The organism is uncultured Psychroserpens sp., from assembly GCF_947494225.1.
Taxonomy (GTDB): domain Bacteria; phylum Bacteroidota; class Bacteroidia; order Flavobacteriales; family Flavobacteriaceae; genus Psychroserpens.
Genome location: NZ_CANLUG010000016.1, coordinates 1 through 8,311, shown reverse-complemented (window position 1 = coordinate 8,311; position 8,311 = coordinate 1). Strand labels below are relative to the sequence as shown.

9 protein-coding genes are annotated in these 8,311 nt (G+C 31.6%); all 9 read right to left on the bottom strand.

The genetic code is table 11. The features are described from left to right. Window positions 1-227 precede the first annotated feature (227 nt). Window positions 228-668: a hypothetical protein gene (locus Q0893_RS19425; protein WP_299278935.1), complete on the bottom strand. Its 441-nt coding sequence runs from the start codon at window positions 666-668 to the stop codon at window positions 228-230. A 22-nt stretch (window positions 669-690) separates the two neighbouring features. Continuing rightward, window positions 691-1,209 carry a hypothetical protein gene (locus Q0893_RS19420; protein WP_299278932.1) on the bottom strand — a complete coding sequence of 173 codons (519 nt, stop codon included), beginning with the start codon at window positions 1,207-1,209 and terminating at the stop codon, window positions 691-693. 1,112 nt (window positions 1,210-2,321) lie between these two features. Next, the gene (locus Q0893_RS19415) at window positions 2,322-3,653 is read right to left on the bottom strand and encodes a hypothetical protein (protein WP_299278929.1); all 1,332 of its coding nucleotides are present in this window, start codon (window positions 3,651-3,653) and stop codon (window positions 2,322-2,324) included. An 846-nt stretch (window positions 3,654-4,499) separates the two neighbouring features. Continuing rightward, entirely contained in the window at window positions 4,500-4,919 is a 420-nt protein-coding gene (locus Q0893_RS19410; RefSeq protein WP_299278926.1) for a MoaF N-terminal domain-containing protein, read from the bottom strand. Between the two features lie 23 nt (window positions 4,920-4,942). Next, entirely contained in the window at window positions 4,943-5,509 is a 567-nt protein-coding gene (locus tag Q0893_RS19405; RefSeq protein ID WP_299278923.1) for a hypothetical protein, read from the bottom strand. 23 nt (window positions 5,510-5,532) lie between these two features. Next, on the bottom strand, window positions 5,533-6,075 hold the full coding sequence (locus Q0893_RS19400; protein WP_299278920.1) for a nuclear transport factor 2 family protein: 543 nt from the start codon (window positions 6,073-6,075) through the stop codon (window positions 5,533-5,535). 16 nt (window positions 6,076-6,091) lie between these two features. Beyond that, the gene (locus Q0893_RS19395) at window positions 6,092-6,499 is read right to left on the bottom strand and encodes an ester cyclase (protein WP_299278917.1); all 408 of its coding nucleotides are present in this window, start codon (window positions 6,497-6,499) and stop codon (window positions 6,092-6,094) included. 97 nt (window positions 6,500-6,596) lie between these two features. Next, complete coding sequence (locus Q0893_RS19390; protein ID WP_299278914.1) at window positions 6,597-7,235, bottom strand: O-methyltransferase; 639 nt, start codon at window positions 7,233-7,235, stop codon at window positions 6,597-6,599. 93 nt (window positions 7,236-7,328) lie between these two features. Beyond that, window positions 7,329-8,141 (bottom strand): helix-turn-helix domain-containing protein, encoded by an 813-nt coding sequence (locus Q0893_RS19385; RefSeq protein ID WP_299278938.1) that lies wholly within the window; start codon window positions 8,139-8,141, stop codon window positions 7,329-7,331. Between the last annotated feature and the right edge of the window lie 170 nt (window positions 8,142-8,311).

Here is an 8,311-nt window from a genome sequence, read left to right as displayed (position 1 = left end):
TATTGCCACAAACAAGCTAACGTACAGAGAGTATAAGTAAGTAGATAAATTGAGTTTGAGTGAGAATGAGCAATTGCACCTAACGTGTTTGTGTATGGTTAGTTGCGTGTTTCAGCAACTAATTTAGTAAACAAAAACGAACCTGAGGAAAATCCGTAGGATTTTCCGAGTACACACAAAACAAGCAATTAGCTATACACGTTGTTGGCAAATCGTTTTTTTTAGTATTAGAATGATTTTATCATTTGATAGGCCATTGCATCATTCGATTCTATTTTCGATTTATCTTCAATTATGAATCCATCGTTGTCCCAATAATTACAGAGAATATTAAGTGTGTCAATAAAAGCAATTGAAGAAACTGGAACATAATGTCCTTTTACAATTTGTCCTGCTCCATGTTGTTCAAGAATTGAAATCATGTCTCTTAAATCATCAAATTTCAGATTGCGTTTCGTTAATAAATTGGTAGTTGCTTTGTCTTTCGAAAGTAGGGTTAATAATTCCTCAGTATAAAGTTCTTTTTCACTCAAAGTATTTCCACTCACAGCACTTTTCATTGTTCGGTCTAAAACACTTTGAGTATCATAATTTTTCGGCTCAGATGCTTTTCTAATTTTAGTAAGAATTTTGGATTTTTTGATTGAAAACCTTATTGTTTTAAACATTTATATTTATAATTTTCTGATACTAATTTACGGTATCTTTTGGAAACTCATTTTGCTTTATATTCTGAGAATCATTTTTTTTCAAACTATCTATTTGATTTTGTAAATCATCTATTTGTATTAAATACTTTTCTGAAAGATTATTTTCAATTTCTTTTTGAATAGAGTTGAACTTAATTGTTAAAGCAACTATTGCTATTATTAATGATAAAACTGGTATTAATATTTGATTGAAGTTTTTTAACCAATTTAGAATTAGTTTGTTGTTTTCTTTGATGTACTTTTTACTTGCGAATGTTACAAGACCTTGCTGTGTTGAAAACACTTCATCAACGTCAACATTAGTGTACTCAATGTCTTTATTCAAGTACAACTCAGAAAGTATTACCTCTAGTTTTTCCCTATCACATTTTAATGATTTGCACAAAGTGTCAAAACCTACTCCTAACTTCCATCCTGATTCACCAGTTCCACTATCAAATTTTATTCTGCTTTCAGATAGTGACTTTAGAACTTTATGTCTTTTTCTATTATAATTCATTAAATGTTTGCCAACGTATTCGTGTATGGTTAGTTGCGTGTTTGAGCAACTAATTTAGTAAACAAATACGAACCAGAGGAAAATCCGTAGGATTTTCCGAGTACACACACAACCAGCAATGAACTATACACGTTGTTATGTACTGTTGCAACACAATAGAGTAAGAACGTGTTACCACAACCAATCTAAGGTAAAGTGAGCAAGAGTAAGCACATAAAGCAGTAAACGAGCTAACGCAAGGAATTTTGAGTAATCAGTTTTCGCCGAAATAAGCTAACGTAAAGAGAGTATGAGTAAGTTACAAGAGTGAGAAGTTGCAATTGTACCTAACGTGTTCGTGTATGGTTTCGTTGCGTCTGCACTAAGTTAGCAAATAAAGAGAGACCTTTTGTTCAGAAGCAACAGAAATTCCGATAGGAATTTCCGAGCAATGAACTATACACGTTGTTATATGCTGTTGCGAAACAGAAGAGTAAACACATATTGCCTCAAGGACGCTAGGAATAGGCGAGCAAGAGTAATCACATTTAGTTGTAAGTAGCTCACGTTTTGCTATTTGAGTAAGTACGTATTGCCACAAACAAGCTAACGTACAGAGAGTATAAGTAAGCAGATAAATTGAGTTTGAGTGAGAATGAGCAATTGCTTGTAACGTGTTCGTGTATGGTTAGTTGCGTTGGCTAGAACTAAGTTAGCAAAAGAAAACGAACCAGAGGAAAATCCGTAGGATTTTCCGAGTAATCATTGCACAAGCAATGAACTATACGCGTTGTTATATGCTGTTGCGAAACAGTAGAGTAAACACGTGTTGCCTCAAGGACGCTAGGGATAGGTGAGTATGAGTAATCACAGTTAGCCGTAAGTAGCTCACGTTTTACTATTTGAGTAAGTGCGTATTGCCAGACACTAGCTAACGTACAGAGAGTATGAGTAAGCAGATAAATTGAGTTTGAGTGAGAATGAGCAATTGCACCTAACGTGTTTGTGTATGATTTCGTTGCGTGTTTCAGCAACTAAATTAGTAAACTAAAACGAACCAGAGGAAATTCCGAAGGAATTTCCAAGTAGGCTAGAACTAGCAATGAATTATACACGTTGTTGGCAACTGGCTTTTATTTTAAATTTAGATATCTTTCCACGTATGAAGTTGGTTTGATGTTATCTAAAAGAAGATAGATTAAAAATGAATCACCTAAAGTCATACTTTGTCCATCTACAGTAATTTCTAATGCTCTATTTTCAAAAACAAAAGGTCTAAATCTTTTTTCATAGTCTAGAATTTTATGTGTTTCTTTTCTACTTAACCATTTCACAGGAATCCCTTTTGAATTAAATAACTCAATAAGTTTTTCCAAATTAATTGCAAGGTAAATTTTTACTCTGCCAAACAAAATGTCAAAAATGTTTTCTACGCCAAAAGGTTTGAAAAATATCGGTTCTTTTAAAGGAATACCAATCAGATTTACATAATCCACAATTATATTTTTTTCATAAATGTGTTCCACAATTCCTTTGAATAAATGCGGTGAAATAGGTCTTTTATTCTCTCGGTAAATACCGATATAAATTATTTCCTCAATTTCTCCATATGTTGAATTATTTTTCTTTGATTCCTCAATTAAATCTATTAAATATTCAAAATAGTATTCTTGTGGATTTGTTGATTCTAATATTGTGATTTTAGTATCGGAAAAAGGGTCAGTTCCTTCTTCTTTTTTTAGAAAATCCGTTGCTTTGACCCCTTTTTCCATTTGTTTCAAGGTTCTCTCTACTTGGTCAAAGAACTTTTTATTTTTATCGCTGTAATCAATTTTTGTAACATCAAAATCTTCTTTGGAAGCAGAATCTATAAATTCAAATACTTTTTCTTGAACTTCTCCTTCTTTGCATTCTACAATTCCAATTTCTCCACCTTTAATTAATAAAATATCTCCAATATCAATAAACGATGTCAAATCGGTTATTAGAGCAAAATTAATTTCATCTTGTTTATGAAAGTGTTGCACAGCTGTAAGAACAGAATCTAAATTAGTATTTAGTAAGTCTGGTCTGTTTTTATCACCGGAAAAAAACCTACGTGCTTTATAATAGTCTTTTTGGAAAACTTGCCAAGCAATAAAGTCTGCAAAATGCCGTAAAATTTTGATTTTATATTCGGCTAAATTGATATCTGATTTGATTTGTTGAATCAAATCTTTGTCTTTATCTCTTTTAGCTTGTTTTTCATTTTCTTTAAGAAGTTTGAGTTCTTTGAGTAGAGGAACTATTTCTTGAATTATTAAATCTTGACCTAGCCTGAAACCTTTATGGACTTGAGTAATAAATTCAGTTCTGTCTTTTTCAGTAATCTTCTCTGGATTTCTAAAATCAAGTGGTTTATTTTTAATTCCGTATTCGGCAATTAAATCAAATATTTCTTTTACTATTTTTTCAAATTTCTCCAATAATTTCGATTGTTTTTAGCTTGTTGCCAACGTGTTCGTGTATGGTTTCGTTGCGTCTGCACTAAGATAGTAAATAGGAGCGAACCCATTGTTCAGAAGCGACAGAAATTCCGATAGGAATTTCCGAGCAATGAACTATACACGTTGTTATATGCTGTTGCGAAACAGTAGAGTAAACACATATTGCCTCAAGGACGCTAGGAATAGGCGAGCAAGAGTAATCACATTTAGTTGTAAGTAGCTCACGTTTTGCTATTTGAGTAAGTACGTATTGCCACAAACAAGCTAACGTACAGAGAGTATAAGTAAGTAGATAAATTGAGTTTGAGTGAGAATGAGCAATTGCTTGTAACGTTGTTGTGTATGGTTAGTTGCGTGTTTGAGCAACTAATTTAGTAAACAAATACGAACCAGAGGAAAATCCGTAGGATTTTCCGAGTACACACACAACCAGCAATGAACTATACACGTTGTTATATGCTGTTGCGAAACAGAAGAGTAAACACATATTGCCTCAAGGACGCTAGGAATAGGCGAGCAAGAGTAATCACATTTAGTTGTAAGTAGCTCACGTTTTACTATTTGAGTAAGTGCGTATTGCCAGACACTAGCTAACGTACAGAGAGTATGAGTAAACAGATAAATTGAGTTTGAGTGAGAATGAGCAATTGCACCTAACGTGTTTGTGTATGAGTAGTAGCGAATTTATATTACTACCTTTCAGAAAGTAATTTACAAAATAAAAAAGAATAGCGATTTGAATTATGAACCAAATCGCTATTACTTATACACGTTGTTAGCAAACGTGCTACCAATCAATCAAATTTTTATTAAGCGGTTATCCACTTATTGTTTGTTTTTCTGAACATGTTCTATTACTCCAGATTGAAAACCGAGAAAGGGTTTTTCACTACCATATTTGGCAATAACAGATACTTTAACTGTGTTGCTGTTAAAATTATAAACCTGTGTCACAAAATTCGCCGTATCTGGTTCATGCCAATTAACTAAATAAATACCTGAATCTATTTTTGTTGATTTGTATGAATATGTTTGAGCTGGCTTATCTGAATTTCTGCCATTTATCCATTTATAGGTTAGTTTATCATCTGCAAAAGAAATATCTATTGCACCAGCATTTTGATACTGAAACATAAAACTTGTTCCATTTAAAAGGTGTTCTTCTTTATCTAAACTATTAGATGCTTGAGAGAAAGACATAAAACTATATGCCATAAAGGTTAATAAGAATGTTATTTTCTTCATTGCTAAAGTTTTAATGGTTAAAATTAATTTAATATGATACTGAAAGATGCTCCTGGAGTAACTACAAACCCTTCGCTTATTTCTACTACGATAACTGTATCAGAGTCAATTCTTAAATTAACAGAACTATTGTTAGTAGTGAAACTAGAAATGTTATGTGGCTCTGAAAAAGTATAATAATATCTATCAAATTTACCGTTTGGGAATACTCCAAAAACATCAGCTATATTTGCCCAAAATGGATCGCTTGGGTCTGCAATAAGGCTATATGATATAGTGCTCTCCGTAAAATCGATACTATACAATCCGTTTACGTCTCCTGCAGGTGTTCCGTTTTGAGCCAAGGCAGTTGCAAATTCTATTGTAGAATTTGATAGAGTAGCCATTTCATCATAAGCATCATCAGGTTGTCCAAATAAAGCTGGATATGTGCCTTCATCTTCACCTGGATCCTGTAGTGTATTTCTCATAGTCATATTTACCTCTTCATTAAGCGGTGTTGTTGGTGTAGAATTATCATCATCGCTATCACATGAAGTGAAAGTTAAAATACTCAATGAGGCCAATATTAATGTTCTATAAATTTTCATAAATTATTAATTTAGTGTTTAAATTATTTTGCGTGATATGTTTTAGAGACTTCAAAGCTATCTTCAAACCAATTCCAAAGTATAATCTTTCCATCTTTAACTTTAACTCTTAAGGCATAGGTGAATTCTTTAGTTTCTTTATTTGAGTTAGTCAATAGACCAATCATTTGTCCAAAATATGCAGCGGTATCACCATGAGAAATTGCATCAGTTGGTTCCCATTTTTTGGTTACAAAACCTGCTCCAAATGCAGGAAAAAACTCTTCAAGTATTGCCTTTTTTCCTTTCCATGGTCCCATCCATGGTAAACTAGAATCCCCAGCATTTTGCCATACCATATCGTCATGCATTAAGTTGGTCATTGTTTGCATATCACCTTTACCCATTGCGGCCATGTAGGCATTTGCAATGTCTAAAGTTTTTCGAGATTCTACAGCTAGTTTATCGGCTTCGCTCATAACGTTTACTTTAGTTGTTGTTTCTTCTGTTTTTAAATCGTCTTTTTTTGTCTTGTCACAGCTTACAAAAATTGAAGCTATAGCTAGACATACTATTAGTTTTTTCATTTTGCTATATAGTTAATTATTGTTTTAATTGTTTCATTGCTGTTCCCCAATCTTCTAAATGATATACTTCAATATCTTTTCCATCAATTATAGTGTGTATATCAATAGTCATGATGCTGAATGATTTTGTTCCATCTGTAGGTAAGCCCATAAAGTCACCATTTGGTGTTCCTGTAACAAGACTTCTCACAACAAATTTATTTCCTTCATTGATAATTTCTTGTGGTTCCCATTTTAAATCTGGAATTAACTTCCAAAAAAAGCCTAATTGTCCAATTAATTGTTCTTTGGATTTGCTTTCAATTGTACCTTTTGAAACAAAGTTGTCTGCCAAAATATTATTTAATACAACATCTGGAGTTGTTTCGGTATTTACTGTTAGTGCTTTTTCGTAAAATGCGTTTAATGCTTCTCTATTTGTCATTATCTTATCTTTTAAAGTTGATACAGCAAATTTAGACAGATCGAATGTTTTGTTAATGGTAATAAAAAGCCTAAATACTGTAAAAAAGGGAAAGTTATCATTTTGTGTATTCCGTTAATTCTACACCGCCTTTATTTTCAGACAATCGCTTTGTTTTATATTTTCTGGGATTCGATTTAATATATTCTATAAATGATTTCGAGCCTGGGAAATTTATATTATCAGTGTAGATATATGCTCCATTTTTTAATTTTGGCTCTAATATTTTTATAAGAGGAAGGTATAAATCATTCCAACCATCTAACAATAGGAAATCTATATTGTCTGGTGTGTTTTGTAATGTTTCCATTGCATCACCTATTCTTAGATCTATTTGATTATCAACATCAGCATCTATAAAATTTTGAAGCGCTTTATTGGCTTTAGAATCTAATAACTCTGTAGTGATAACCTGCCCATTATTTTGTTTTGCTGCTGCTCCTAAATAAATAGAAGAAATTCCAAATGATGTTCCGAATTCAATAATGTTTTTCGCTTTTTCACGTATGAGTAAATCATAGATGTATTCTCCTTGATCTCTAGTTATGGCGATATAAGCATTTTTCATATCGCTTGGTCTTAATTCTCTAAAAATCCCTTTTAAAGCACCTTTCATAATTGTTAACTTTTCTGAAGAAGATTCTTTATGGAGTTTATTAAGTGTTTTTAAAGTTTTTTCATTGCTAATTGTATGCATTTTTTTTGCTTTTAATATTTTAAGCAAAATTATAATAACCTCGTACTATTATTATGATAATAAAATGGAAAAAAACTGTAAAAAAGGGAAAAATTATTTTTGTGTTTTTCTGAATTGATTTGGAGAAAGTGAGGTGTTTTTTTTGAAGTACTTAAAAAAATTAGTTGGGTCATCAAATCCTGATTGATATGCAATTTCTGTAACAGACATCTCCGTATTTAATAAAAGATGTTTTATTTGTGTGGTTGCTATATCATCAATTAAAGACTTCGCAGGTTTATTAATAATACTCTTAACGATGTTATTTAATGTTTTAGGAGTGATTGACATTTGTTTAGCATAATTTAAAGCTGTTTTGTTTTCAATCCATTGTTGTTCAATCAAGTTCTGAAATATCAAAAATTGATTTAAATACTTACTATTAGAACTAATATTCTTGTCTTTTGTTTTTTCTCGATATAATTTTGATGTTAAGACTTGTAATAAACTCCTTTTAATGATCGAAGAATATTCATCTTTTTCGAGTAGTAATTCTGTCTTCAATTGCTTTAAAATAGTTTTAACTTCCAAATACATTGATTTGTTTAATTGAATTTTCGGAGATTCTAATAGTTCATTAAATAACTGTAATAATTTTAAGCCATCTTTCTTCCCAATATGTTTAATAATAAAGTCTTCAGTGAAAATCAATAGTTCACCATTTGCTTTACTTCTAATGAATTTATGAGTAACACCTTTTCTTAGAGAAAATACGGTACCTTCTTGATATGAATAATCTTTATAATCAATAGTATGAATTCCTTCACCTTTAGTGATAATAAACAATACATAGAAAGATACTTTGTGATGCTCAGTTTGTCTATGGTCGGTAGGAGTTCTCTCAAAAACTTCTTTAAGAGTTACTATGTCAAAAAATGAACTTGATGTTGACGAACCCTCGAACTTTATGGTTGGTGTATTTTTAATGAAAGTCTATTATTAGGTTATTCTGCATGTTTGCTAACGTGTTTGTGTATGATTAGTGGCGTGTTTAAGTAACTAATTTAGCAAATAAAAACCGAATAGAAAATCCGCGA